25 protein-coding genes are annotated in these 23,828 nt (G+C 72.6%); 13 read left to right on the top strand and 12 right to left on the bottom strand.

The features are described from left to right. Window positions 1-4: 4 nt before the first annotated feature. Window positions 5-1,078: a bile acid:sodium symporter family protein gene (locus tag AAC944_RS29605; protein ID WP_051871635.1), complete on the bottom strand. Its 1,074-nt coding sequence runs from the start codon at window positions 1,076-1,078 to the stop codon at window positions 5-7. A 162-nt stretch (window positions 1,079-1,240) separates the two neighbouring features. On the opposite strand from AAC944_RS29605, the gene AAC944_RS29600 reads away from it, so the two are divergent. Further along, window positions 1,241-2,101, top strand: a complete 861-nt coding sequence (locus tag AAC944_RS29600; protein ID WP_030612708.1) for a LysR substrate-binding domain-containing protein — start codon at window positions 1,241-1,243, stop codon at window positions 2,099-2,101. 23 nt (window positions 2,102-2,124) lie between these two features. Here AAC944_RS29600 and AAC944_RS29595 read toward each other — a convergent pair whose 3' ends face one another. Then, window positions 2,125-4,890 carry a SpoIIE family protein phosphatase gene (locus AAC944_RS29595; protein ID WP_078888477.1) on the bottom strand — a complete coding sequence of 922 codons (2,766 nt, stop codon included), beginning with the start codon at window positions 4,888-4,890 and terminating at the stop codon, window positions 2,125-2,127. Window positions 4,891-5,287: 397 nt separating this feature from the next. On the opposite strand from AAC944_RS29595, the gene AAC944_RS29590 reads away from it, so the two are divergent. The 8 genes from AAC944_RS29590 to AAC944_RS29555 all read left to right on the top strand — a co-directional run bounded on the left by AAC944_RS29590 (window position 5,288) and on the right by AAC944_RS29555 (window position 12,198). Then, on the top strand, window positions 5,288-5,491 hold the full coding sequence (locus tag AAC944_RS29590; protein ID WP_030612714.1) for a CsbD family protein: 204 nt from the start codon (window positions 5,288-5,290) through the stop codon (window positions 5,489-5,491). A gap of 312 nt (window positions 5,492-5,803) precedes the next feature. After that, complete coding sequence (locus tag AAC944_RS29585; protein ID WP_051871636.1) at window positions 5,804-6,274, top strand: hypothetical protein; 471 nt, start codon at window positions 5,804-5,806, stop codon at window positions 6,272-6,274. A gap of 19 nt (window positions 6,275-6,293) precedes the next feature. Further along, window positions 6,294-6,848, top strand: a complete 555-nt coding sequence (locus tag AAC944_RS29580) for a hypothetical protein (protein WP_030612718.1) — start codon at window positions 6,294-6,296, stop codon at window positions 6,846-6,848. A gap of 19 nt (window positions 6,849-6,867) precedes the next feature. Continuing rightward, on the top strand, window positions 6,868-8,124 hold the full coding sequence (locus AAC944_RS29575) for an MAB_1171c family putative transporter (RefSeq protein ID WP_030612721.1): 1,257 nt from the start codon (window positions 6,868-6,870) through the stop codon (window positions 8,122-8,124). Further along, complete coding sequence (locus tag AAC944_RS29570) at window positions 8,121-8,762, top strand: hypothetical protein (RefSeq protein WP_368396501.1); 642 nt, start codon at window positions 8,121-8,123, stop codon at window positions 8,760-8,762. The genes AAC944_RS29575 and AAC944_RS29570 overlap by 4 nt, the downstream gene beginning before the upstream one ends. Before the next feature lie 255 nt (window positions 8,763-9,017). Then, window positions 9,018-10,841, top strand: coding sequence for an AMP-dependent synthetase/ligase (locus tag AAC944_RS29565; RefSeq protein WP_030612727.1), 1,824 nt, complete (start codon window positions 9,018-9,020; stop codon window positions 10,839-10,841). A 107-nt stretch (window positions 10,842-10,948) separates the two neighbouring features. Further along, window positions 10,949-11,782, top strand: a complete 834-nt coding sequence (locus AAC944_RS29560) for an aldo/keto reductase (protein WP_030612729.1) — start codon at window positions 10,949-10,951, stop codon at window positions 11,780-11,782. A gap of 197 nt (window positions 11,783-11,979) precedes the next feature. Continuing rightward, window positions 11,980-12,198 carry a DUF397 domain-containing protein gene (locus AAC944_RS29555; protein ID WP_030612733.1) on the top strand — a complete coding sequence of 73 codons (219 nt, stop codon included), beginning with the start codon at window positions 11,980-11,982 and terminating at the stop codon, window positions 12,196-12,198. A 39-nt stretch (window positions 12,199-12,237) separates the two neighbouring features. On the opposite strand, the gene AAC944_RS29550 is transcribed toward AAC944_RS29555, so the two are convergent. The 5 genes from AAC944_RS29550 to AAC944_RS29530 form a co-directional block, all read right to left on the bottom strand. Next, window positions 12,238-12,468 carry a hypothetical protein gene (locus AAC944_RS29550; RefSeq protein ID WP_030612736.1) on the bottom strand — a complete coding sequence of 77 codons (231 nt, stop codon included), beginning with the start codon at window positions 12,466-12,468 and terminating at the stop codon, window positions 12,238-12,240. Between the two features lie 512 nt (window positions 12,469-12,980). Next, complete coding sequence (locus tag AAC944_RS29545) at window positions 12,981-13,946, bottom strand: class I SAM-dependent methyltransferase (protein ID WP_030612742.1); 966 nt, start codon at window positions 13,944-13,946, stop codon at window positions 12,981-12,983. 83 nt (window positions 13,947-14,029) lie between these two features. Next, complete coding sequence (locus AAC944_RS29540; RefSeq protein WP_196942927.1) at window positions 14,030-14,425, bottom strand: Asp23/Gls24 family envelope stress response protein; 396 nt, start codon at window positions 14,423-14,425, stop codon at window positions 14,030-14,032. Beyond that, window positions 14,422-15,021, bottom strand: a complete 600-nt coding sequence (locus AAC944_RS29535) for an Asp23/Gls24 family envelope stress response protein (RefSeq protein WP_030612746.1) — start codon at window positions 15,019-15,021, stop codon at window positions 14,422-14,424. The genes AAC944_RS29540 and AAC944_RS29535 overlap by 4 nt, the downstream gene beginning before the upstream one ends. Further along, window positions 15,012-15,557, bottom strand: a complete 546-nt coding sequence (locus AAC944_RS29530) for an RNA polymerase sigma factor (RefSeq protein WP_030612748.1) — start codon at window positions 15,555-15,557, stop codon at window positions 15,012-15,014. Before AAC944_RS29530 ends, AAC944_RS29535 begins: the two co-directional genes overlap by 10 nt. Window positions 15,558-15,803: 246 nt before the next feature. Here AAC944_RS29530 and AAC944_RS29525 point away from each other — a divergent pair, with 246 nt between their 5' ends. Next, window positions 15,804-16,802, top strand: a complete 999-nt coding sequence (locus AAC944_RS29525; protein ID WP_051871637.1) for a YihY/virulence factor BrkB family protein — start codon at window positions 15,804-15,806, stop codon at window positions 16,800-16,802. On the opposite strand, the gene AAC944_RS29520 is transcribed toward AAC944_RS29525, so the two are convergent. From AAC944_RS29520 to AAC944_RS29505, 4 genes are all read right to left on the bottom strand, one after another. Next, window positions 16,735-17,046 (bottom strand): 4a-hydroxytetrahydrobiopterin dehydratase, encoded by a 312-nt coding sequence (locus AAC944_RS29520; RefSeq protein WP_030612753.1) that lies wholly within the window; start codon window positions 17,044-17,046, stop codon window positions 16,735-16,737. The two genes, AAC944_RS29525 and AAC944_RS29520, sit on opposite strands and share 68 nt — an antisense overlap. Window positions 17,047-17,165: 119 nt before the next feature. Next, window positions 17,166-17,636 (bottom strand): type II 3-dehydroquinate dehydratase, encoded by a 471-nt coding sequence (gene aroQ, locus AAC944_RS29515; RefSeq protein WP_030612755.1) that lies wholly within the window; start codon window positions 17,634-17,636, stop codon window positions 17,166-17,168. Between the two features lie 33 nt (window positions 17,637-17,669). Next, window positions 17,670-19,046, bottom strand: a complete 1,377-nt coding sequence (locus AAC944_RS29510; RefSeq protein ID WP_030612758.1) for an amino acid permease — start codon at window positions 19,044-19,046, stop codon at window positions 17,670-17,672. Between the two features lie 151 nt (window positions 19,047-19,197). Beyond that, window positions 19,198-21,384 (bottom strand): phage holin family protein, encoded by a 2,187-nt coding sequence (locus AAC944_RS29505; protein WP_051871670.1) that lies wholly within the window; start codon window positions 21,382-21,384, stop codon window positions 19,198-19,200. A 271-nt stretch (window positions 21,385-21,655) separates the two neighbouring features. Between AAC944_RS29505 and AAC944_RS29500 the strand changes: the two genes are divergently transcribed. Further along, window positions 21,656-22,252 carry a GNAT family N-acetyltransferase gene (locus AAC944_RS29500; protein ID WP_196942929.1) on the top strand — a complete coding sequence of 199 codons (597 nt, stop codon included), beginning with the start codon at window positions 21,656-21,658 and terminating at the stop codon, window positions 22,250-22,252. Here AAC944_RS29500 and AAC944_RS29495 read toward each other — a convergent pair. Continuing rightward, entirely contained in the window at window positions 22,249-22,653 is a 405-nt protein-coding gene (locus AAC944_RS29495) for an ATP-binding protein (protein WP_030612765.1), read from the bottom strand. The two genes, AAC944_RS29500 and AAC944_RS29495, sit on opposite strands and share 4 nt — an antisense overlap. A 103-nt stretch (window positions 22,654-22,756) precedes the next feature. Here AAC944_RS29495 and AAC944_RS29490 point away from each other — a divergent pair, with 103 nt between their 5' ends. Both AAC944_RS29490 and AAC944_RS29485 read left to right on the top strand, forming a co-directional pair. Continuing rightward, window positions 22,757-23,575, top strand: a complete 819-nt coding sequence (locus tag AAC944_RS29490) for a helix-turn-helix domain-containing protein (RefSeq protein WP_030612768.1) — start codon at window positions 22,757-22,759, stop codon at window positions 23,573-23,575. Beyond that, on the top strand, window positions 23,572-23,811 hold the full coding sequence (locus AAC944_RS29485) for a DUF397 domain-containing protein (RefSeq protein ID WP_030612770.1): 240 nt from the start codon (window positions 23,572-23,574) through the stop codon (window positions 23,809-23,811). The genes AAC944_RS29490 and AAC944_RS29485 overlap by 4 nt, the downstream gene beginning before the upstream one ends. Window positions 23,812-23,828 lie beyond the last annotated feature (17 nt).

Genomic DNA, 23,828 nt, shown 5'->3' with positions numbered 1-23,828 from the left:
CACCCTAGCGGCGCGCTCCCACCGCGTCGTCGGCCGACACGGCGCCGGGCCCGCCGTCCTGGCCGGGCCCGCCGTCCGCCGCCTGCTCCGCCGCTTCGGCCGCCGCCGCCTGGCGGGCGTACCGCTTGGAGATCACCGCGCACACCATCAGCTGCATCTGATGGAAGAGCATCAGCGGCAGCACGGCGAGGCTGGCCTGCGCGCCGAACAGCACGCTGGCCATCGGCAGCCCGGCCGCCAGGCTCTTCTTGGAGCCCGCGAACGTGATCGCGATGCGGTCGGCGCGCGGGAAGCCGAGCTTCCGCGAGCCGTACGTGGTGAGCGTCAGCATCACGGCCAGCAGGACGGCCTCCACGGCCACCAGCTCCACCAGCCGCCAGAAGGAGACCTTGCTCCAGATGCCCTGGACCATGCCGGTGCTGAACGCGGTGTAGACGACCAGCAGGATCGAGCCGCGGTCGACGTAGCCGAGCACCTTCTTGTACCGGGTCAGGAAGCCGGATATCCAGCGGCGGAGCAGCTGTCCGGCGAGGAACGGCACCAGCAGCTGGAAGACGATCGAGAGCAGCGAGTCGGCGGAGAAGCCGCCGCCGTCGCCGCCGAGCAGCACCGCCGCGAGCAGCGGCGTGATCACGATGCCGACCAGGCTGGAGAAGGAGCCCGCGCAGATCGCCGCCGCGACGTTGCCGCGCGCGATGGAGGTGAACGCGATCGAGGACTGGATCGTGGAGGGCACCAGGCACAGGAAGAGCAGCCCGGTGTAGAGCTGCGGCGTCAGCAGGTACGGCACGAGGCCGCGGGCCGCGAGGCCGAGCAGGGGGAAGACGGCGAAGGTGAACGCCAGCACCGTGAGGTGCAGGCGCCAGTGGCGCAGTCCGTCCATCGCCTCACTCGTGGACAGCCGGGCGCCGTACAGGAAGAACAGCAGGGCGACGGCGCCGGTCGAGGCGCCCTCCGCGCCGGTGGCCACGGGGCCTCTGGCGGGCAGCAGCGCCGCCAGCACGACCGTGCCGATGAGCGCGAGGATGTATCCGTCCACGGGGAGCCAGGAGGGGATCTTCAGCTGAGGGCGGCGCATGGTCTCTCTATCGGTCGGCGGCTCGGGCCGGGGCGTGGTGTCTGTCGCGCCCCGGGGCATGGACGGTGCCCTCTCCAGGGTGCGCCTGATCACGGCCATCGGGAAGCCCTCTTACCGTAGTCACTGCCATGTCGGAACGTGATGGGCGGGTACGCTCGTGGTGTGTTCGATCCGGTACAGCTGCGGACCTTCCTGGCCGTGGCGCAGACCCTGAGCTTCACGCAGGCCGCGCAGCGCCTCGGTGTGCAGCAGTCGACCGTCAGCCAGCACGTACGGAAGCTGGAGGCGGCGGCCGGGCGCCGGCTGTTCGCGCGGGACACCCACGGGGTGGACCTGACGGAGGACGGCGAGGCGATGCTCGGCTTCGCGCGCACGATCCTGGAGGCCAACGAGCGGGCCGCGGGCTTCTTCGCGGGGACGCGGCTGCGCGGCCGGCTGCGGTTCGGCGCGTCCGAGGACTTCGTGCTGACCCGGCTGCCGGAGGTGCTGGAGGGCTTCCGCCGGGACCATCCGGAGGTCGACCTGGAGCTGACGGTCGAGCTGTCGGGGACGCTGCACGAGCGGCTGGCGGCCGGGCGGCTGGACCTGATCCTGGCCAAGCGGCGGCCGGAGGACCCACGGGGACGGCTGATCTGGCGGGACAAGCTGGTGTGGATCGGCAGCGAGCGGCTGCGGCTGGACCCGCAGCGGCCGGTACCGCTGGTGCTGTTCCCCCAGCCGGCGGTGACCCGGGGCCGTGCGCTCCAGGCACTGGAGGCACAGGGCCGCGAGTGGCGCATCGCCTGTACGAGCGGCAGCCTGAACGGCCTGATCGCGGCGACCCGCGCCGGGCTCGGCGTGATGGCGCACTCGCTCGGCATGATCCCGCCCGGGCTGGTCCGGGTGCCGTCCCGGGCGGGCCTGCCCGACCTCGGCGGCGTCGACTTCGTCCTGGTGCACGGCCGTCCCGACGGACCGGCGAGCCGCCCGGCCGAGGCACTGGCCGCCGCGATCCTGGCGGGCGGCGACCGGCTGCACCTCTGACCGCCGCGACGGTGCACCGGCGATCAGAAGCCGCTGTCGTCGAACTGGTCCAGGAGAACGTCGGCGGGGGTCTCGTCCGGTACCGCGCTCGCGCCGTTGAGCGGCTGTTCCGTCCAGATCACCTTGCCGCCGGGGACGTACCGGGTGCCCCACCGCTGCGCCAGGTGCGCCACCAGGAACAGCCCGCGGCCGCCCTCGTCCATGCTGGTCGCCCGGCGCAGGTGCGGCGCCGTGCTGTTGCCGTCCGCCACCTCGCAGACCAGGCTGCGGTCGCGGAGCAGCCGGAGGCTGATCGGCGGCGCGCCGTACCGGATCGCGTTGGTGATCAGCTCGCTGAGGATCAGCTCGGTGCTGAACCCGATGTCGGACAGCCCCCACTCGCGCAGCTTCGCGCCGCACTCCGCGCGCAGCCGGCCCACCTCCGCCGGGTCCTGCGCCACCTCCCAGTCCGCGACCCGCGACGGATCGAGCAGGCAGGTGCGGGCGATCAGCAGCGCGATGTCGTCGGACGGGTGCTCGGGCACCATGGCCTCGACGGCCGCCCGGCACATCTCGTCCGGGCTGCGCCCTGCGGCGCCCGCGAGTGCCGTGCGCAGCATGGCGAGGCCGGTGTCGATGTCCTGGCCGCGGTCCTCGACCAGGCCGTCGGTGAACAGCACCAGGTCGGTGCCCTCGGGCAGGCGCAGCTCGGTGGTCTCGAAGGGGTGGCCGCCCAGGCCGAGGGGCGGGGAGGGCGGTACATCCGGATGGCTGACCGTGCCGTCCGGGCCCACGAGGGCGGGGCCCGGGTGGCCCGCCCTGGCCATCGTGCACAGCCCGCTGACCGAGTCGTAGATGGCGTACAGGCAGGTCGCTCCGGTGACGCCTTCCCAGCCGCGCCGCGCCTGGCCGGTGTCCTCCTCGCTGTCGATACGGGTGACCAGCTCGTCCAGGTGGCCGAGCAGTTCGTCCACCGGCAGGTCGAGCGAGGAGAAGTTGTGCACGGCGGTCCGCAGCCGTCCCATCGTCGCCGCGGCGTGCAGCCCGTGCCCCACCACGTCCCCGACCACCAGCGCCACCCTGGCACCCGGCAGCGGGATGACGTCGAACCAGTCGCCGCCCACCCCGGCCTGGGCCGGCAGGTACCGCCAGGCCACGTCCAGCGCGTCCTGCTCCGGGAGGCCGCGGGGCAGCAGGCTGCGCTGGAGGGTTACGGCCATGGCGTGCTCGCGGGCGTAGCGGCGGGCGTTGTCGATGCAGACCGCGGCGCGTGCGGTGACCTCCTCGGCGAAGGACAGGTCCTCCTCCTCGAAGGGCGGCGAGTCCGCCGACCGCCAGAAATTGACCATGCCCAGGACCACGCCGCGGGCCCGCAGCGGAACCGTCACCAGGGAGCGCACGCCGGCCTCCAGCAGCGCGGCGCCCCGGACCCGGTCCTGGTCGGACCACTCGACCGCCCGGGTCAGGTCCGCCACGAGCGCCGCCCGGCCGCCTTCCAGGGCCCGCACCTGAGGGGTGGTCGACACGAAGTCGATCAGCTCACCGACGGGATAGATGCCGGGCTCGCCCGGTCCGCCCTTGGCCGCCGTCCGCCGCATCCGCCACCCGGAGTGCACCGACGGCTCGTCGCCCTCCGTCACCGCCTCCAGCAGGTCGACGGTGACGATGTCGGCGAACCGCGGCGCCGCCACCTCCGCCAGCTCCTCCGCCGTGCGCACCACGTCCAGCGTCGTACCGATGCGCACACCCGACTCGTACAGCAGCTTCAGCCGTTCCCTCGCGAGCTCGGCGCGGCCGGTCAGCGCGGCCAGTTCGGTGGTGTCGCGCAGGGTGGTGACGCTGCCGCGCGGTCCGCCGGCGCGTTCGGTGGACCGTACGTTGACGGCCAGCAGGCGGTTGCCCGCGTGGTGCACCTCGTCGGTGGCCGACCGGCCGGACCGCATGAGCTCCACCAGCCGGTCCGGCAGCCCGATCTCGTCGACGGTCCGCCCCTCGACGGCGTCGGGCAGGTCCAGCAGGCGCCGCGCCTCGTCGTTGACCAGTTGCAGCCGGCCTTCCGGGCCGAGGATCACCACGCCTTCCCGTACGGCGTGCAGGACCGCGTCGTGGTGCTCGTACATCCGGGTCATCTCGGCCTGGCCCAGGCCGTGCGTCTGGCGGCGGAGCCGCCGCGTCACCAGGGCCGTGCTGCCGGCGGCCACTACCAGCCCCAGTCCGGCGGCGCCGAGCAGCACCGGCATCTGGCGGTCCACGGTGTTCTCCGCGCGCTCCAGGGTGATGCCGGCCGAGACCCCGCCGACGAGGGAGCCGTCGGGGCGGTTGACGGGGGCCGTGGTGTCCACGGCGGGCCCGACCGGGCCGTCGTCGATGACCTCGGTGAACGGACGGCCGTCGCGGGCGGCGTCCATGGCCGCGCCGAAGGCGCCGACCACGTGCTTGCCGATCAGTTTCCGGTCGGGGTGGGTGATGCGGATGCCGTCCAGATCGAAGACGACGAGGTAGTCCAGGCCCGTCCGTTTGCGCACGGCCTCGGCCTGCGGCTGGAGCACCGCCGTGGGGTCGCGGCTGTCCATGGCCCGGGCCACGGCGGGCGAGGACGCGAAGGTCTCGGCCACGGACAGGGACCGCCGCTCGGCCGCCTGCTTGCTGTCCCGCTTGGCCTGGAGGGCCAGGGCCGTCACCGCGGCGACCACCAGCAGCACCACGATCACGGCCTGGAGGATGAAGACCTGCCCGGCGAGGCTGCGCGGATTCAGCAGGGAGCGCGGCCACGCCCATGACCGCTGCCGAATCCGACGAAGTCCCGTCATATCCAATTCTTAACACTGCTGCCCCCCCCACGCCGCAGAGCCGCGCGCCCGGCTCACACCTGACCGGCCGTCACCCGGGGAGCGCCGGCACCGGCTCGGGGACGGGCCCCGGACGGCCTGCGCAGGGCGACGCCGGTCGCCGTGCATGGATCGGTGGTACGGGGTACCTCGGACACCGGGCGGTCACCACCTGGCGCGGACCGGGGGCCGGCTGTCGGGGCGGAGCCCCCGGCAGGCTGCCTGCTCGGCGTCCCGCGTGACAGGACCGGACGAGGGTCGTCAGGAGGAGTCCGGCGGCCCGGTGGCCGTACCGGCCCGGCCCTTCCCGGGGTGCGGGCCGGCAAGGGGTGGGGCAGCGTGGTTGCCGTCCCGCCGAACGAGACGAAGGAGTGCCGGCATGGCTGACAAGGGCGCGATGGACAAGCTCAAGGGCAAGGCCAAGGAGATGGCCGGCAAGGCCACCGGCGACCGCCGGATGAAGGGTGAGGGCCGCGCCGACCAGACCAAGGGCAAGGCCAAGGACGCGGTGGACGAGACCAAGAACCAGGCCAAGGGGGTCAAGGACTCCCTGACGGACCGTGACCGCACCGACGAGACCTGACGTCCCGCTCCGCACCACGCGGCCCGGCGCCCCGCTCCTTCACGAGCGGTCGCCGGGCCGTCTCGTGTCCGCCCTTCGGCCGGACACGCTGTGCGGCGACCGGAAGGCCGCGGCACCGACGCGAACCGGTCAGCGATGCAGACCCCCGTCCAGCACCACCGACCGCCCCACCTGCACAGCGCGGGGTGTCACACATGAAACAGGCCACCCACCCAGTCAGTCAAATATCCTTTAGTGAGTGAGGGGCACCTAACGATCCTTTGGCACTCGGTAGAGTGGGGCGATGCCCACCTCGGAGAGAGACCTCGCAGTATGAAAGATTCCACGCCATTTGCAGCGAAACTGAACCTGCTGTTCCAGGCCAGTGCGTATCTGCACCCGGACCGGCCGGGTGAGCGTGTCGAGTACACGAACAAGCAGGTGGCGGACAAGATCGCCGAGGACGAGGGCAAGGGGAAGATCACCGCGGCGTACATCGGCATGCTGCGGCGGGAGGACGGCCCCAACCCGTCGCTGGAGAAGGCCGGGCTCCTCGCACGGTTCTTCAAGGTCCCGCTCGACTACTTCACCGACGGGCCCACGGCCGACGCGGTCCTGGAGGAGCTGCGCCGCCTGGTCGCCTCCCGCGCCGCCGAGTCCGCGCCCGCGCCGGCCGGCGACGACGAGCAGATCAGCCTCCTCGCGCGCAGTGCCCGCCGGCTGTCGCCCGACAGCCTGCGCCTTAGCCTGGAGTTCGTCCAGAGACTGGGGGATCTGGAGGAGAAGGCACCCGACCGGCCCTGACGCATGAGGATCGACAGCAGTGAAGCATCGCCGCACGCGGCACATCGAGACCGTGCTCGACACCCTCGATCTGCCTGAGCCGCTGACTTTTGACGCTCTCTTCGAAGCCGTGCGGGACCAGCACGTGCGGCCGCTGAAGCTGCACCGCGATCCGCACCCGATGATGCTCAGCCGCCCCTGCGGCCTGTGGTGGCGCGGCCCGGACGGCACCGACCACATCTGGGTCGCACCGGAGACCCGCGGCGCCCAGGAACTGCACATCCTCGGTCACGAGATCGGGCACATGCTGCTCGACCACCCGCCGATGGAGCTGCCGCCCACCATGGCGCCCGACATACCCGAGCCGCCCCCGGAGGCGGCCCAGCCCTTCAAGTACCTCCCGCCCGAATACCTCGACGCGGGCCCCGCCCTCCTCGGCCGCGCCCGCGCCCAGGCCGCCCGGCAGGATCCCGAGTACGTCCGCCGGGAGGACGAGGCCGAGGCGTTCGCCTCGCTCCTGCGCCGGCGGGCCGCCGCCGGCACCCGGACCGGCTCCACCGACCCCTTCCTCGACCGGCTGAGACACAGCCTGTGACCACTAGGCAGCCCCACCTGTGACCGACGACGACGCGATAGCCCTGCTCACGATCATTCCGCTGTGGGGCGTGTGCCTGTACCGCCTGCGCCACCGTGACACGGCCGGCAAGCGTGCCCTCCTCTACACCTTCCTCGCCCTGGCGATCGGCGCCACGCTGCGCCTGAGCCTGCTCTCGGACCTCCTCGACGACCTCACCGGCATCCAGAACAGCGCGGTCCTGCCCAAGCACCTCTCGGTCAGCGTCTCCTGCGTGCTGCTCACCGGCTGGGTCGACTCCTGCGTACTGCCCCGGGTCCCCGAACCGCGCTGGCGCAAGCTCACCTCCCCGCGGGCCCGCATCATCGTCATGGCCCTCGCCGCCACCGGGCTGTGCGCGCTCTTCCCGTTCACCGCGCCCGCCGACGCCACGCCCGACGGGAACGTCAACTTCATCGGCGCCCAGGCCGGGCACCTCCCCGGCACCGCCTACCTGGCGTTCTACCTCCTGCCGATGGCGTTCGCGCTGCTGCTGTGCGCCCTGTTGTGCAGGGTGGCGAGCCATCACCCGGACAGCACCCGGCTGTTCAAGCTCTGCATGCGCTTCATGGCCGTCGGCTGCTGGTTCGGCGCCGTCTACCCCTGGTACCGCGGTTTCTTCCTCGTGTACGGGCTGACCGGCGCTTCGCTCCCCCTCGACCCCGACGCCGTCGACAAGGTGGCCAGCCTCATCCAGGTCGCCACCATCCTGCCCGTCATCGCCGGCAGCAGTGTGCGCGTGGTCGACATGGCCGCCGACCGTATCCGCTACCGCCGCTGGCTCCTCGCGATCCGCCCGCTGTGGCTCGACCTCATCGCGGTGCTCCCCGAGGACGTGATGGCCGCGAAGCTCACCGCCGCGCCGTCACGGGCCGCCGACCGCAGGCGGTTCCGGAATCTGTGGCACCGCCTCGACCAGCGCGTACTGGAGATCAGCGACGCCGCCTACGAACTCCTGCCGTGGATCGACGGCGACCTGCCGCGCCGCGGCCTGGCGGCGGCGCGCGCACGCGGGCTGCACGGCGCGGACGCCCGCGCGGCCGCCGAGGCGGTGTGCCTGCGCGTCGCGCGCCGCGCTGCCGCCCAGGACGCACCCCCCGCCGAGGACCGTCCCGCCGCGCCGTACTCTCCGATCCGGATGTCCACCGACCTCGCGACCAACGCCCGGTGGCTGGCCCGCGTGGCCGGCCACTACACCTCGCCCCTCCTCGACGAGATCGAGGAGACGCTGACCGCCTCAAGGACGACGCACCGATGAACGCCACCCCCGCCCCCGCCCCCACTCCCGCGCCGGCCGACGCGACCGCCGCCCCCACCCGCCGGACGCGCGTCGCCCGGGCCGTCACCGACGGCATGGACCCCAAGAACGTCATCCTGCTGGTCTGCCTGGCCGTCGGCGCCGCCCAGGAGAACGTCCTGACCGGACTGGGCTGGGCACTCGAAGCCATCGTCTTCTCGGCACTCATCCCGCTGGCCTACATCAAGCGCGGCATCAAGGCCGGCGACTGGGAGGACCGGCACGTGGGCCAGCGCGCCCGCCGGATGCGGCTCATCCCCGTCATCATGGCGTCGGTCGGCGCCGGCGTCGCCCTCATGCTCTGGTTCGACGCACCGCGCCAGATGATCGCGCTGGTCGCCGCCATGCTCGCCACGCTCGCGGTGATCCTGCCGATCACCGCGGCCTGGAAGGTCAGCGTGCACACCGCGGTCTCCGCCGGGGCCCTGGCCATGCTCGCCGTCACGTACGGGCCGCTCACCTGGATCGCCGCGCCGCTCGTCGCCGTCATCGCCTGGTCCCGGGTCGCCCTCCGCGACCACACACTCGCCCAGACCGTCGTCGGAGCCCTCGTCGGCGTCGCGGCGGCCGGCGCCGTCTTCACCTGGGTGAGCGGCTGACGGGAGCGAGTCAGCCACATTCGGGCTTGTCCTGGCCGGATCCAATCGGAAAGATTTGGTGCAGAAACAGTCCCTGTGGCGTGATCGTTCCGCATGTTACTCACGGGTTCATGTCCGGGGTTCTCCGAAGTAGCCCGTTTTCGCCGGATGACCTGGGCCTATGACGACGGTTCGGGCGTTTGGCAGCCACTGCCGTTTAGTGGTTCTCGTGGGGTACGGTCTCGGCGCTGCTAGGAGCACCACGAGGAGCGGTCATTGCGCGAGTACTCCGTCCCCCCACTGGCGACGGCGCCCCGGGTCGGTGGTCTGGCGGACGTCGTCTTCGAGAACGCCGAGTCCGGCCCCGACCGGGTCGCGCTCTGCCGTAAGGACGCCGCGGGACGCTGGGAGGAAGTCAGCGCCGCGCGGTTCCGCGACGAGGTGATGGCGCTCGCCAAGGGCCTGCTGGCACAGGGCGTACGATTCGGCGACCGCGTCGGCATCATGTCGCGGACGCGGTACGAATGGACCCTGTTCGACTTCGCCCTGTGGTCGATCGGCGCGCAGCCCGTACCGCTGTACCCGACCTCCTCGGCCGAGCAGGTCTTCTGGATGCTGCACGACTCGGCCGTCTCCTCCTGCCTGGTCGAGCACGAGGACCACGCGATGACCATCGGGTCCGTCATCGACCGGCTGCCGCACCTGCGCCTGCTCTGGCAACTGGACGCGGACCCGGTCACCGAGCTGACCGAGGCCGGCCGGCACATCGAGGACGACGTGGTGCACCGGCACCGCATGGCGGTCACCCCGGACGCCCCCGCGACCATCATCTACACCTCCGGCACCACCGGCCGCCCCAAGGGCTGCGTGATCAGCCACGCCAATTTCATGGCCGAGGCCGACAACGTCGTCGAACGGTACGAGAAGGTCTTCCACTCCAAGCCGGGTGACGAGGCGTCCACCCTGCTCTTCCTGCCGCTGGCGCACGTCTTCGGGCGGATGGTGCAGGTCGCCGCGATTCGCGGCCGGGTCAAGCTCGGCCACCAGCCGAACCTCTCGGCCACCGCACTCCTCCCGGACCTGCAGTCCTTCAAGCCGAGCTTCATCCTCGCGGTGCCCTACATCTTCGAGAAGGTGTTCGCGGCGGCACGCCGGAAGGCCGAGAGCGAGGGCAAGGTCGGCCCGTTCGACAAGGCCGTGGACGTGGCGCGGCGGTACGCCGAGGCGTTGGAGCACAAGGCCTTCGGCACCGGCTCAGGGCCTGGCCCGGGCCTGCGCATGCAGCACCAGCTCTTCGACAAGCTGGTCTACAGCAAGGTGCGGGAGGCGATGGGCGGCCGGGTGCGGCACGCGATGTCGGGCGGCTCGGCGATGGAACGCCGGCTCGGCCTCTTCTGGGAAGGCGCGGGCGTCACCATCTACGAGGGGTACGGCCTGACGGAGTCCACCGCGGCGGCCACCGCGAACCCGCCCGAGCGGACCCGGTTCGGCACGGTCGGCCTGCCCATCCCCGGTACGACCGTGCACATCGCCGACGACAACGAGGTGTGGATCCACGGCGGCCAGGTCTTCCAGGGCTACCTCAACGACCCCAAGGCCACCGACGCCGTGCTGCACGACGGCTGGCTCGCCACCGGCGACCTCGGCCAGCTCGACGAGGACGGCTACCTCACGATCATCGGCCGCAAGAAGGAGGTCCTGGTGACCTCCGGCGGCAAGACGATCTCACCGGTGCCCCTGGAGGAGCGGGTCAGGGCGCACCCGCTGGTCGCCCAGTGCATCGTCGTCGGCAACGACCGGCCGTACGTCGCCGCGCTGGTCACGCTCGACGCCGAGGCCGTGACGCACTGGCTGCAGATGCGCGGCAAGCCGTCCATGCCGCCGACCGACCTGGTGCGCGACCCGGATCTGGAGACCGAGATCCGGCGCGCGGTGGTCGCCGCGAACACGCTCGTCTCGCAGGCCGAGTCGATCCGTACGTTCCGGATACTGGCCAGCCAGTTCAGCGAGGAGCACGGGCTGCTGACGCCGTCGCTGAAGCTGAAGCGGAAGGCGATCGAGACGGCGTACGAGGCCGAGGTGGCGGCGCTGTACGGGTGACGGCGGATCCCACGGGCGGATCTCCTGGCGTGCACGGGAATGCCTGACTCCAGATGATCGTTGAGTCCGGTAGAACCTGTACGCCGACAAGAAGGATCGAATCGCTCGTGAGCAAGGTCCCCCACATCACCCTCAACAACGGCGTCACCATGCCGCAGCTCGGCTTCGGCGTCTGGCAGATCCCGGACGACGAGGCGTTCAAGGCTGTCGGCCACGCCCTGGAGGCCGGGTACCGCAGCATCGACACCGCCGCGATCTACGGCAACGAGGAGGGCACGGGGAAGGCCCTCGCCGCGTCCGGCATCGCCCGTGACGAGCTGTTCGTCACCACCAAGCTGTGGAACACGGAACAGGGCTACGACTCCACCCTGCGCGCGTTCGACGCCTCGCTGGCCAAGCTGGGCCTGGACTACGTCGACCTGTACCTCATCCACTGGCCGCTGCCGGCCCGGGACACCTACGTCGACACCTACAAGGCGTTCGAGAAGATCCAGGCCGACGGCCGCGCCAAGGCCATCGGTGTCTCCAACTTCCAGCCGCCGCACCTCCAGCGGCTGCTGAACGAGACCTCGGTCGTCCCCGCGGTCAACCAGATCGAGCTGCACCCCGAGCTCCAGCAGAGCGACAGCCGCGCCTTCCACGCCGAGCACGACATCGCCACCGAGGCCTGGTCCCCGCTGGGCCAGGGCAAGGGCCTCCTGGAGAACGCCACGATCGGCAAGCTCGCCGAGAAGCACGGCAAGACCCCCGCGCAGATCGTGCTCCGCTGGCACCTCCAGCTCGGCAACGTCGTCATCCCGAAGTCCGCGACCCCGTCCCGGATCAAGGAGAACTTCGACGTCTTCGGCTTCGAGCTGGACGCCGACGACATGAAGACCATCGCCGGCCTCGACGCGGGCAACCGCCTCGGCCCGGACCCGGACACCTTCGACCTGGCCTGAGCCCCGGCTCACCGCGCACGGCGCCGCCGCCCCCATGATGGGCGGCGGCGCCGTCGTCGTCCTCCGGGCCTCGGCTGCCCATGGGCCGGGCTCCGCCACGGACTCCTCATCCGTATGGCCTACACCGAAGGAGCGCCCCGCGTCGCCTGCGCGCTCTGGAAGCAGGAGCAGGACGACCAGCGCAAAGAGTGTTTGCCATGCACAAGCAACAGCTGTACGACATGGACACGTCCACGGTGGAGTGGCGCAAGAGCAGCAGGAGTGGTCCCGAACAGTACTGCGTCGGGGTAGCCGAGCTGGGCGGTGGCGCCATGGCGGTGCGGGACTCCAAGAATCCCCAGCGCAGTGACCTGCGCTTCACCCCCGAGGAGTGGGCCGCGTTCCGCGACGGCGTGCGTGACGGCGAATTCGGCTGAACGGGGACGCTTCGCGGGCGGGACCCGGCCACGGGCGGGTCAGGCGTAGTTGACGCCGTTCCTGCTGAGGACGAGGAGTTCGCCGATGTCGAGGAGGGACCTCCCGTCCTCAGCGGAATCGTCCGGCGCAGCGGACGACGCGGCGTCGGACGAAGCGGCGTCGGACGAGTCGGCCGGTGCCGGCGGAGGTGCCGCCGCGGCGGCGCCCGCAGCGCCCAGTACGACGAGGGCCGAGAGCACGGTCGCGGCGACCGCTGTACGCACACGCATGAACGTTCTCCTTCGATCGGAACGTCACTTCCTTGACCCGGTGCGGATACGGGGTAACGGGTACGCCGCCGGGACCACCCGAACAGCCGCGGGGAGAGGGGGCACGGCGCACCCTCCGGCCCAACTGTCATACGATCTGCGTCGGTCGACGGAGCTTGGGGGCAAAGGTGTCGGGGCGGGGAAAGCGATGGCTGGCCGTGGCGTGGGGAGCGCTGGTGATCGGCGGGGGCGGGATGACGTTGTGGCTGAACGGCGGCCCTGACACGCCCGCGCCGGAGCCGGACTTCGGGTGGTTCCCGATGTCTCCCGGGCCGTCTCCGGTCGGGGCCTCGCCCGAGCCGTGCCCGGCGCACCGCACGCCGTCCCCGCCGCCCACGCCGCAGCCCAAGGTCGGGCCGACGGATGACACGGACACACGGTTCGGTGAGTACGACGAATCCCGCCTGACGGTCATCGCCGTCGATTGCGCGGAGGCCGCCGACTGACGGTGCATCAGAAGGAGTGGCGGCCGGTCACTCCGCCCGGCCCGCGTGGACCGTCTGGGCCGAGAGCAGGAACGCGTCGGGGCGGTGGGCGATGCCGGCCTCGTCCTCGGGGTCGGTGAGGCGGGCCAGCACCGCACGGTCCGATGCGTCGAGCAGGTCGCCGTACATGTCGGCGGCGCGGGAGAGCCGGGCCGCGACATGGTCGCGCGCGGCGCCCGTGAGCGGCGCCGGCAGGTCGAGCAGGAAGGTGCGCGCTGCGGTGTCGCGCAGTCCCGCGGCGGCCAGCATCGCCGGCCAGTCCTCGACGGTCCCGCGGTGCCCCGGCAGCGCCGCGCGCATCTCCGCGAACCACTCCTCCTGCGCCGCGTCCATCCTGGCCTGCAGCCCCGGCCGCCCGATGCCGATGTCCCGCGGCAGCATCCGGTCCGGCAGCCCGCCCTCGGCCACCGCGAGCACACCGCCGGGCCGCAGCCGCCCGGCCAGCAGCGCCACCGCAGCCTGCTGGTCGCCGACGTGGTGCAGCACCTTGCTGGTCCAGACGAGGTCGGCCGCGCCCAGCCCTTCGAGGCCGCCGGGCAGCTCCGCCTCGTGGGTGCGGACCCGGTCGGCCAGGCCGAGCCGCGCGGCGCGGTCGCGGACCCGGGCCAGCAGCGCCGGTGCGGGGTCGACCGCCACCGCCTCGGCACCGGGGAAGGCCCGCGCCAGCAGGCAGGTGAGGACGCCGGGGCCGGAGCCGACGTCCCAGATCCGGCGTACGGGCGCCTCTCCCGTCGCGTGCTCCTCCGCGCCGCCCAGGAGCGTGCGCAGCCAGTCGGCGGCCTGTTCGTACATCGGCGTGGCGATCTCGGCCTGGCGCTCCAGGACCGGGGCCAGTTCGTCCCAGTCCACCTGCGTGGCGTCGGGCCCGTGGCCGTGGCCGTGGCCGTGGGCGGGTCCGTTTCCGTGTCCGTCGCCGTGGCCGTGCGAGTGGGGGTGCGGGTGCGCGTCGGTCATGGCACGAGCCTCCGGCACCGGCCGCCGGAGGGCAACGACCGCCGCGGCCCGGCAGGCGGCGGAGCCGGGCGGCCCCCGGGCGCTCAGGCCAGGTCCGTCACCGTCACCGTGACCGTGAACGACGCGACGCCGTGGTGTTCCGGACCCTCCGGCGCGAACGCGCGCTCGACCGCGGCCGTCACCTCGGCGCGTACCGCGCGGGTGACGTCCAGCGCCCGGTGGCCGCGGCGTACCGCGAGGTGGACCCGCAGCCGCCACAGGCCCGGTGCGTCGCCCGGCTCCGCGCGGACGCCCGCGACACGTGGTCCCTCGGCGGGAGCGAGCAGCGGGACCGCGCCCCGTACGAGGTCGCCCAGGCCGGGGCGGAGGAACGCCACCCCGGACGTGTTCCGGGCGGCTTCGGCGGCGGTCCGCTGGAGGAGCGTCCGCAGCTCCCGGTCGGTCCTGCCCCGCCCCTCCGCCTGCTGTGCGCCGCTCATGCCGACTCCTCCCCCGCGTCCGCTTCGATGAGGTCGACGACGGCGACGTCCACGGTGGAGACGGCCATGCCGACCGCCTCGTCCGCCGCAGCGCGCACCCGCCGGCGTACCTGCTCCGCCAGCTCCGGCAGTTCCCGGCCCGGCCCCACCGCGACCTCCAGGCTCACCGCCATCGGGCCGCCGGGCGCCGTCAGTGTGACCTTGCAGCTGCCCGCGAAGACGGCGGGCAGCGTCTCGGCCGCCGCGCGGAACGCCTTCGCGGCCGCCGCCTCGGTGATCCAGGCGTCGTCCGCCGGCTCGCCCAGCGGCAGCGTGCGGCCGGGCCGCAGTTCGGTTCTGACCAGGTCCATCACCCGCGCCGTGAGCCGCTCGGCGGCTTCGGCGTCCGCCGCTTCGGCGGCCTCGCCGGCGGCGCCGTTCCGGGCCTGGCGTACGTAGTCGTCCAGCACCCCGAGCTGCGCCAGGGCTTCCTGGCAGTGCGGGCAGCCGGCCGTGTGCGGGTCGTCCGGTGCCTCCTCCGCCGTCTCCCAGACCTCCGAGAGCGTGCGGCCGCACGGCAGCGCCGGGTCCTCTTCGTACGCGTCGCCTACCGCCATGCGCCCATCGCCTCCGTCAGATAGCGGCGTGCCCGGAAAACCCTGCCGCGCACCGCCTGGTGCGTGCTGCCGACGATCTCGGCGATCTCGTCGTAGGACAGCCCCTGCAGTTCACGCAGGACCCAGCAGGCGCGCTGTTCGGGGGTGAGTCCCCGCATGGCGTCGCCCAGCGCCCGGACGGCCGCGTGCGACTCGGCGGCGCGTACCGGTGACGAGGCGTGCTCGGGCGCGGGCGGCTCGGGCACCGAGCCGAGGTCCTGGGTGGGGCGGCGGGCACGCAGGACGTTCAGGCAGCGGTTGGTGACGATGCGGTACATCCACGTCGAGAACGAGGCGTCGCCGCGGAACTCCGGAATCCGCCGCCAGGCGTTGACGAACGCGTCCTGCACGGCGTCCTCCGCGTCGGTCCTGCTGCCCAGGAGACGGGTCGCCAGGCGCAGCAGCGACGGGCCGTGCCGCCGTACGAGCACCTCGAACGCCCCTTCGTCCCCCTCGGCGGCCCGCGCGGCCAGGAGGCCATCGCCGGGTTCGGGCACCCGTCCGCTCCTCTCCGTCGGTACCGCGGAACATCCGTGCCAGGCATCACTGCCCCGTGGCCCATTGGGGCACGCCTCGCGCCCGATGTCCCGGTACGGCACGCAGAAAGGGCTCCGATTACGCCCATTATCCGATCCTTCGCCCGGTACGGAGGCCCTGGCGCGGTACGGAGACGTCGCCGGACGGGGCAGGATGGGGCCTGGGCCGGAAGCGGAACGGTCCGTACGGAAAGGAAGACCAGCACGATGGAGGTCGGCGATGAGCGCCGGGTACCGGGGCAGCAGACGCCGGAGCGGACCGGACCGGACACCAAGGCGGGGCGCTCGCTGCCGGGCTGGCGCCAGTGGCGCACCGCCCTGCGCCGTACGCCGCTGTCCGTGTGGAACGACGACCTGACGGACTGGGCCGCGAGCCTGACGTACTACTCGGTGCTGGCGCTGCTGCCCGCGATGATCGTCACGGTGTCGCTGATCGGGCTGGCCGACCCGCCCGCGACCGGGCAGCTGATCGCCCACATCAGCGCGCTGGCACCGGCCCAGTCCGGTGACACCCTGCACCGCGCACTGGTCTCCATGTCCCATCAGCGGACCGCCGCCTGGCTGGTGGTGGGCGGCGCGACGGTCAGCGCCGTGTGGTCCTCGTGCAGCTACCTCGCGGTGTTCCGGCGGGCGCTGCACGCCATGCACCGGGTCAAGGACGACCGGCCGCCGTGGCGCAAGGCGCCGCGCATCCTCGGTACGGCGCTGGTGCTGCTCGCCTCGCTCATCGGCAGCGCGGTGGCCCTGCTGGCCAGCGGGCCGCTGGCGCGTGCGATGGGGCGGGCCGTGGGCCTGGGCCATGCCGCCGAGGCGACCTGGAACGTGGTGAAGTGGCCGTTCCTGCTGTGCATCGTGACCGTGCTGGTGCTGGTGCTCTTCCGGTCGGGGCCGCCGGCCTCGCGCGGGGTGCGGCGCGGGGCGCCCGGCGGCGTCCTCGCGGTCCTGCTGTGGCTGGTCTCGTCGGCGGGGTTCGCGCTCTACGCGTCCGCAGTCGGCACGTTCAACCGGCTGTACGGTTCGCTCGCGGGGCCGGTGGTGTTCCTCATCTGGCTGTGGTTCTCCCACCTGTCCCTGCTGACCGGCGCGCAGTTCAACGCGGAGCTGACGCGCGCTGCACCGCACCTCGCGCGGGGCCGGGTCAGCGGGCCCCGTGGCCCGCTGCGACGGCTTCGATCCGCTGTGCGAGGACGAAGTCCCGCTCGGTGACCCGGCCGCCCGCGCTGTGGGTGTTCACCGCGATGGTCAGCTTGTTGTAGCCCAGCGTCTGTTCGGAGTGGTGGTCCAGCTCCTCCTGGATCTGGGCCACGTGGATGACCATCGCGGCCGCCGGGAGGTGGCTGTCGAAGCCGTACGTCCTGGTCAGCAGGTTGTCGGCCACGGACCAGCCGGGCAGCTCCGCCAGCCGGTCCTCGATCTCCTTGTCGGTGAGCGGGTCCACCTGACCGTTCATGCCGTGCCGCCTCTCAGCCGTCGCGTGCGTACGTGCGTTCCAGCTTTTCCCCCAGCCTCGCACGCCGAACCCGCTTTCGCGCCAATGTGCGCACGGGTCGGCGGGGTACCGGGGGGGAGTCAGCCCTCCTGGCGCGCGGCGACCAGCGCGGCCACCCGCTCGACCGCGAAGGCGTAGCCCTGGACGCCGCAGCCCGCGATGACGCCGTCGGCGCGGTGCGAGACGTAGGAGTGGTGCCGGAACTCCTCGCGGTGGTGGATGTTGGAGATGTGCACCTCGATGACGGGCAGGCCGTCGCAGGTGTTCAGGGCGTCCAGGATCGCGACCGAGGTGTGGGAGTACGCGGCCGGGTTGATCACGATGCCGGCGTGCGCCGTGCGGGCCTCGTGGATCCAGTCGACGATCTCGCCCTCGTGGTTGGACTGCCGGCAGTCGACGGTGCCGCCGTGCGCCTCGGCGGTCCTGGCGCACAGCGCCTCGACGTCGGCGAGGGTGTCGGAGCCGTAGATCTCCGGCTGTCGCTGCCCGAGGAGGTTCAGATTGGGGCCGTTGAGGACCAGGATCGGCGCGGTGGCGAGGGTACGGGGCATCGTGCTCTCAACTCTCCGTTCGGTACGGCGCTGTCAGGGCGCCAGTATCCCCTCCGGCGCCTCTTCGGCCGCCGCGGGGCCCTCGGCGGCCTCGCGCTCGCGCACCGTGCGCCGCGCCCGCATCCACGCGTACACCAGGATGCCGGCGAAGAGGAACAGCACGCCCTGGTAGATCGCCGCGTACCCGGCGCCGGCCACCAGCCAGAAGGTGAAGCCGAAGGCGACCAGCGCGAGGATCAGGTCGCGGGCGAAGCGGCCTGGCCGTACCTCGTCGCGGCGGCCGGTGAGCAGGTAGTAGATCTGCGCGGCGGCGGCGAGGAGGTAGGGGACGGTGGCCGAGAAGGTGGTGATCAGGACGAGGATCTCGAAGACGCCGCCGGCGCCGGAGACGTAGTTGATCACGGTCAGCGCGCTGGCCAGGACCGCCGAGGCGAGCACGCCGAAGGTCGGCACGCCGCGCCGCTTCTTCTGGAAGGCGGCCGGGAAGAGGCCGTCCTGCGCCGCGGCGTACGGGGACTGGGCGCTCATCAGCGTCCAGCCGTTCAGCGCGCCGACGATGGAGATCACCGCGGCGGCGGCGACCAGCATGCCGCCCCAGTGGCCGCCGAACATCACGTTGATGGCGTCGGAGAACGGCGCCTTGGAGTCGACCAGCTTGTCGTGCGGGACGGTGCCGAAGACGGAGACCGTGCCGAGGAGGTAGACGACCGCGGCGCCGACGACGCCGAGGACGGTGGCCCGGCCGACGTTCCGCTGCGGGTTGCGCACCTCGCCCGCGCTCATCGCGGCGGACTCCAGGCCGAGGTAGCTGTAGAGCAGGAAGGCGGCCGCCGCGGACAGCCCGCCCAGTGCGCTGCCGCCGCCCGCGTTGAACGAGCCGAGGTTGTCCGCGTCGAAGAAGAACAGCCCCGCGACCGCGATGAAGAGGAGCGGGATGAACTTCAGGATCGTGGCGACCAGCTGGACGGCACCGACGTAGCGGGTGCCCGCGAGGTTGGACAGCGCCGGGAGCCAGAGCGCGGCCAGCGCGACGGTCAGGTCCAGGCCCGTGGAGGCGTGGCCGGGGAAGAGCACGTGGACGTAGCCGACGGCCGCGACGGCGAGCGCCGCGTTGCTGACCCAGGCCATGGTCCAGTACGACCAGGCGGACAGGAAGCCGGCGAAGTCGCCGAACGCCTCGCGGGCGTAGACGTACGGGCCGCCGGTGTCGGGGTGGCGCTGCGCCAGCCGCCCGAAGACCAGGGCGAGCGCGATGGCGCCCAGGGTCAGGACGCCGAAGGCGACGAGGCTGACGGTGCCGAAGGGGGCGACCGAGGCGGGCAGCAGGAAGATGCCGCCCCCGATGATGTTGCCCATCACCAGGGCGGTGGCGGTCCCCAGACCGAAGCGGCGGGTGTGCCGGTCGTGCATGGCGCGTGGTGGCTCTCTCTTGTGCTCTGCGCCCGAGGTCGCCGGGCGCCCTGCGCACCGGGGCCGGGGTCCGGCATCCGGGCGCGCCGCGCCCGGCCGGGTGGCAGCGGGCGCCCCACCATGGTCCGGGACCGCGGAGGCCGCCTCCAAATCAGCGCTGTTTGTCCTGCGGGCCGCCACCGGCAGGCGGAAAAGCTTCGGGCCCGGCGTCCCGCCGCCGCATTTCGTCCACGACGGGCCGAACGCCCCCGGCGGCCGAAGGCTCTCCGGTGACCAGCGGTTTCCCGGCGGCCGACGGCCTCTCCGCGTCCGGCCGCGTCCCGGTGGCGGGCGGTTCCCCCATCGGTACCGCCGGCCCGCCGCCCTCGGTCAGCCAGCGGCGGAAGACATGGTGCAGGCGCTCGGCACCGACCAGTTCCGTACCTTCCGCCACGGGCGGGGTGAGGCCCTCGGGCCACAGGAGGAACGGCCGGGACTGCTCACCGCCGAGACCGCCGTGCGAACCGATCTGCTCCTCGAACGCGTGCACCTCGCCCGTCTCCGGGTCGCAGGACGAGTTGATCATGATGTCGGCGACGTGCGGGAAGCCGTCGGTCCGGCGTACCGCGTCCGCAGCGCCCGGCCCGAACGGCGCCAGCGGGTCCTCGCCGATCACCAGCCCGCTGTCGAGGTGGTGGGCGCCGCCGCGCGGTCCGAGCACCACCGCGCCGTGCTCCTCGGACCGGACGAGCAGGAAGCCGATGCCGGGGTGCTCGGCGAGCGTGCTCAGCAGCGCCGGATTGCGCCGGTCGATCTGCTCGCGGGTGGCCCGGCCCGCTGTCGACGGGAAGGACACCAGGCCGAGGTTGCCGGAGGCGAGCACGATCGGCTCGGCGGCCCGGCGCGCTCGCCGGGTGGTCTCCTCGGGCTCCTCCTCGGGGCGGCGCAGCGCGGCGCGCGCGGTGTTCCTGGCCTCGGCGCCGGTGGGGCTGCGGCGCGCCCGCCGGGACACCGGCAGTCCGCAGCCTGCCCGCACCAGGTCCTCCAGCGTCAGCCCGTACCGCCCGGCGAAGGTCTCGCCCGGGCTCTGGCCGTGGTCGGAGAGGAGCACGATGCGGTAGGGACGCGGGGCGTGCCGGGCCACCTTGGCGATCAGCGCGAGCGAGCGGTCCAGGCGCCGCAGCACCAGCCGGGCGTCCCGGCTCTCCGGTCCCGAGTGATGCGCGACCTCGTCGTACGCGACCAGGTCGGCGTAGATGGCGGTACGGCCCACGAGCATGTCGCCGATCACCGCGGCGACGACCACGTCCCGTTCGACGACGGTGGCGAAGGCCCGTACGAAGGGGTAGAGGCCGCCGCGCTTGACCCGGGGGCCGTCGCCGCGGAAACGGGCCCGCAGCGACTGGCCGATCTCGCGGAAGACCTCGACGAAGAAGGAGGCGGCGGTGCGGGTGGCGTTCGCCGGGTCGGAGAAGTACGCGAAGTAGCCGGCCCGGGAGCGGTTGTACCGGCCGCGCCGGGCGGCGACCGAGAGCACCAGCGCGAGCTGCGCGGCGCCGCCGCTGAAGAGGTTGCCGCGGCTGGCGCCGTCCACGGTGAGCAGACCGCCCCTGCCGGTCCTGACCACGGCGCGGCGCTGGAGCTCGGCGGCGCTGGTCGGGCGGTTGCTGACGATCACCTCGCCGGTGTCCTTCTCGTACCAGCGGAAGGCGGGCAGGTCATGGTTGGTGCCGTGCAGGATGCCGAGCTGGCTGGCGCCGGTCTGGCTGGACCAGTCGGTGCGCCAGGGGGTGAGCGTGTGGGTCGTACCGGCCCAGGCCGCGACGGTGGGCATGACGGGGTCGGGGCCCGCCAGCGCGTCGGCGAGCACGTCGTGCCCGACGCCGTCGAGCTGGAGGAAGAGGGTGCCGGCCGGGGCGCCCGCCGGGTCCTGCACCACCGGCCTGCGGCGCCGGAGGGCGAGCCGGGCCAGCCGCCGGCGGTAGGCGTCGTCGTCCCCGACGGCGAGGGCCGCGCCGGTCGCGGAGGAGACGGCGGACATCACGGCGGCGACCACCACCGCGGTCTCCGGGGAGGCGGCGCCGCGTCCGTCGGGGATCAGCCAGAGCGCGACCAGCAGCAGGGAGCCGTTGAGCGCGAAGACCAGCAGGCCGAGCACGAGCGCGGGCACCAGCAGCAGGGTCCGGACGAGCAGCGGCCACACCAGGGCGCCGAGCAGGCCGTAGGCGCCGGCGGCGAGTGCCGCGGTGATCGCGATGCGGGTGGCGCTGTCACCGTCGGCGGACTGCAGCCGGAAGTCGGGCAGCGCACCGGCGAGCACGAGCATGGCGACGGTCGAGACCGCCCAGACCGCGATCATCCGCAGCAGGCCGCTGCCCGCGCTCCGCCACCGGGGTCGCCGCACTCCGCACTCACCTTTCCTCGCCGATGTCCGGCGCAGCCGATGTCCGGTACCGGTGTCCGGTACGCGCCTCAGCGTGCCACACCGCCCGGAGAGACCGGATCGCGGCGTTACGGCACGGGTGCGCATCGGGCATGAGGACGGTGACGGCAGAGCGGGCGGCCTCGCGGGCAGCCTCGGGAAGTGTTTCCGCCCGGCGGTCCGATGCGTGGATTTGGCAGGATGAGGCGTGATCACTTTGCATACGCAGCGGCTTGCACTGCGCCGCTGGCTCCCCGGGGACCTTGAGCCGATGGCGGCCGTGAACGCCGATCCCGAAGTGATGCGCTGGATCGGGAGCGGCGCGACGCGCAGCCTGACGCAGACCGCGTCCGGGATCTCCGCCTGGGAGCAGGAGTGGGACATCGAGGGCTTCGGGCTGTTCGCCGTTGAGCTGCGGGATTCGGGGGAGCTGGCGGGGTTCACCGGCCTGTCCGTACCGCACTTCCTGCCGGAGGTGCTGCCCGCCGTGGAGATCGGCTGGCGGCTGGGGCGGCCGTACTGGGGACGCGGCATCGCCACGGAGGCGGCACGGGCCGCGCTGGACTACGGGTTCCGCGAGCGCGGCCTGGAGCGGATCATCAGCATCGCGCAGCGCGGCAACGAAGCGTCCGAACGGATCATGCGGAAGCTGGGCATGCGCCCGTACCGCGAGACGGTGGACCCGACGTGCGGCCGGGCGGTCCGGGTGTACGTCATCGACGCGCCCGGCTCCGCCGTCGGCCGGCCGGCTCCGCGGTCGGCCGACGTCAGCGGTACGGGTGGCTCCGGCACGGCTGACAGCTAACGGCCGACCCGCGCCCAGACCGTCTTGCCGATCTGCCGGTCCCGCACGCCCCAGGCGGCGGCCAGCGCCGCGACGAGCACGAGGCCGCGCCCGGTCTCGGCCTCCGCGTCGGCTTCCCCGAGGACCGGGTACGTCTCCCCCGCGTCCGACACCTCCACGGTGATCTCCTTCTCGCCGTCCAGCCCGATCCGGACCTCGAAGAGCCGGCCGGGAACGCGGCCGTGCCGGACGGCGTTGGCCGCCAGCTCCGAGACGACGAGGACGACCGTGTCGGCCGTGTCCGGCGCGACGCCGTGCGCGAGCAGCGCCCCGCGGACGGCCCGGCGGGCCGCACCGACGGACCGCGGTACGGACGTGAACGTTCGCCGCCAGGGGTGACCGGGATGACTTTGCGCATTCATGGGTCCACTGTCAGTGGCAGTCACTACGCTCGGTAGTGGTTTCGCGTCGAGCGTTGACCGACTGTTGAAGCACGTTGAGCGGCACATCGAGGGGGTGGCTGCAATGGGGCAGCCGAAGAAGAAGGCCGTGAGCCCGGCACAGCAGTACCTCGCGGAGGTGCTCCGCCTCCTGCGCACGGCCCGCGGCCTGTCACAGACCGAGCTGGGCACGCTGATGAGCTACACGGGCGCGGCGGTGAGCGCGGTGGAGACGTGCGCGAAACCCGCGACGGACGAGTTCCTGGAACGGGCGGAGGAGGCGCTGGAAGCGGGCGGGGTGATCCTCGCGGCGGCGAAGTACCTGCGGTTGGAGCGGTATCCGGAGCATTTCCGGGGCGTGGTGCAGCTGGAGCAGCAGGCGCTGAGCCTGTCCTCGTACTGCACGCAGCTGATCCACGGACTGCTCCAGACCGAGGAGTACACGCGTGCGCTGCTGGGCTGCGCCTTCCCGCCACTGGAAGAGGAGGAGATCGAGGATCTGGCAAGGGCACGGATGGAGCGCTGGGCGCTCCTCGACCGCAAACCGATGTGCTGCATCAGCATCATTCACGAGGAGGCCGCTCTGCGGCGGCGGCTCGGCGGCCTGGACATCATGCGGCGCCAGTATGAGCACCTCATCGAGTGCGCTCAGCGTCCCAATGTCGCGCTCCAGGTGATGCCGATGAGCGAGGGCGAGCACGCAGGGCTCCCGGGCCCCATGACGGTGATCGAGACCTCGGAGCCCACGACCCTGGTCTACACGGAAGTGGAGGGGCAGAGCACTCTGGTATCGCGCCCGGAAGACGTCGGAGTACTGACGCGGCGCTATGCCATGATCGGGCGCCAGGCCCTCCGGCCGGAGGACTCTGTGAAGCTGATCGAGCAGTTGAGGGATGAGCTATGAGCGACCTGAAGTGGTTCAAGAGCAGCTACAGCGACTCCACGGGCGGCGAGTGCGTCGAGGTCGCCTATACGTGGCGCAAGAGCTCGTACAGCGACTCCTCTGGAGGTGACTGCGTCGAGGTCGCCCTCGCGCCGGCCACTGTCCACGTCCGGGACTCCAAGGACCCCGAGGGGCCGTCCCTCGGGGCCGGGCCGGACGCCTGGGCGGCCTTCATAGCCTTCGCGGCTCGTCGCTGACCGTAAGGCGTACGCTC

This window comes from Streptomyces sclerotialus (assembly GCF_040907265.1).
Lineage (GTDB): Bacteria > Actinomycetota > Actinomycetes > Streptomycetales > Streptomycetaceae > Streptomyces > Streptomyces sclerotialus.
Note: the sequence above shows the minus strand (reverse complement) of the source record. Positions and strands in the feature narration are given on the sequence as shown.

Bases quoted from the DNA above. Each gene is read 5' to 3' on its own strand.
- AAC944_RS29540 (WP_196942927.1), bottom strand. From the start codon at position 14,425: ATGAGCGGCGCACAGCAGGCGGAGGGGCGGGGCAGGACCGACCGGGAG.
- AAC944_RS29595 (WP_078888477.1), bottom strand. From the start codon at position 4,890: ATGACGGGACTTCGTCGGATTCGGCAGCGGTCATGGGCGTGGCCGCGC.
- AAC944_RS29535 (WP_030612746.1), bottom strand. From the start codon at position 15,021: ATGGCGGTAGGCGACGCGTACGAAGAGGACCCGGCGCTGCCGTGCGGC.
- AAC944_RS29485 (WP_030612770.1), top strand. From the start codon at position 23,572: ATGAGCGACCTGAAGTGGTTCAAGAGCAGCTACAGCGACTCCACGGGC.
- AAC944_RS29555 (WP_030612733.1), top strand. From the start codon at position 11,980: ATGCACAAGCAACAGCTGTACGACATGGACACGTCCACGGTGGAGTGG.
- aroQ (WP_030612755.1), bottom strand. From the start codon at position 17,636: ATGCCCCGTACCCTCGCCACCGCGCCGATCCTGGTCCTCAACGGCCCC.
- AAC944_RS29520 (WP_030612753.1), bottom strand. From the start codon at position 17,046: ATGAACGGTCAGGTGGACCCGCTCACCGACAAGGAGATCGAGGACCGG.
- AAC944_RS29495 (WP_030612765.1), bottom strand. From the start codon at position 22,653: ATGAATGCGCAAAGTCATCCCGGTCACCCCTGGCGGCGAACGTTCACG.
- AAC944_RS29545 (WP_030612742.1), bottom strand. From the start codon at position 13,946: ATGACCGACGCGCACCCGCACCCCCACTCGCACGGCCACGGCGACGGA.
- AAC944_RS29490 (WP_030612768.1), top strand. From the start codon at position 22,757: ATGGGGCAGCCGAAGAAGAAGGCCGTGAGCCCGGCACAGCAGTACCTC.
- AAC944_RS29505 (WP_051871670.1), bottom strand. From the start codon at position 21,384: ATGATCGCGGTCTGGGCGGTCTCGACCGTCGCCATGCTCGTGCTCGCC.
- AAC944_RS29570 (WP_368396501.1), top strand. From the start codon at position 8,121: ATGAACGCCACCCCCGCCCCCGCCCCCACTCCCGCGCCGGCCGACGCG.
- AAC944_RS29585 (WP_051871636.1), top strand. From the start codon at position 5,804: ATGAAAGATTCCACGCCATTTGCAGCGAAACTGAACCTGCTGTTCCAG.
- AAC944_RS29510 (WP_030612758.1), bottom strand. From the start codon at position 19,046: ATGCACGACCGGCACACCCGCCGCTTCGGTCTGGGGACCGCCACCGCC.
- AAC944_RS29590 (WP_030612714.1), top strand. From the start codon at position 5,288: ATGGCTGACAAGGGCGCGATGGACAAGCTCAAGGGCAAGGCCAAGGAG.
- AAC944_RS29550 (WP_030612736.1), bottom strand. From the start codon at position 12,468: ATGCGTGTGCGTACAGCGGTCGCCGCGACCGTGCTCTCGGCCCTCGTC.
- AAC944_RS29605 (WP_051871635.1), bottom strand. From the start codon at position 1,078: ATGCGCCGCCCTCAGCTGAAGATCCCCTCCTGGCTCCCCGTGGACGGA.
- AAC944_RS29525 (WP_051871637.1), top strand. From the start codon at position 15,804: ATGGAGGTCGGCGATGAGCGCCGGGTACCGGGGCAGCAGACGCCGGAG.